Origin of the sequence: Caldisalinibacter kiritimatiensis (genome assembly GCF_000387765.1) — a bacterium.
GTDB lineage: Bacteria > Bacillota > Clostridia > Tissierellales > Caldisalinibacteraceae > Caldisalinibacter > Caldisalinibacter kiritimatiensis.
In genome coordinates this window covers 1-347 of record NZ_ARZA01000010.1, presented here as the reverse complement: position 1 = coordinate 347, position 347 = coordinate 1, and the positions used below count along the sequence as shown (strand labels likewise).

At 28.0% G+C, this 347-nt stretch carries 1 protein-coding gene; it reads right to left on the bottom strand.

Annotation, left to right across the window (positions count from 1 at the left end):
- Positions 1-109 precede the first annotated feature (109 nt).
- A partial coding sequence (locus tag L21TH_RS14420; protein WP_034428821.1) for a hypothetical protein occupies positions 110-347 on the bottom strand: 238 nt, incomplete at its 5' end.

Genomic DNA, 347 nt, shown 5'->3' with positions numbered 1-347 from the left:
CTAATACTCCATTATGATATGGATCCTCTTTTAATTTATCATATCCACATATAGGACATATATATTTTTCGTTCAAAACATACACCTCCAATGGAATTCTTAATTCAAATCATTCTATCTTATATTTATCCGCAATAATTTTTGTATCTCTTATATTAAGACCACATTTCCTGGCTATATCTTCATAAATATTTAATCCATTGCTGTCTGCAAAAAACATAGGAAAAGATAAATCAAAATTGCCGCAAATACTCACAGGAACTTGTATGAAATGAAAGGATAAGCAATGGTTATAAATATCTAAAAATCCATGAGTATATTTCTCAAAGCAACCTTTTATTTCTTCA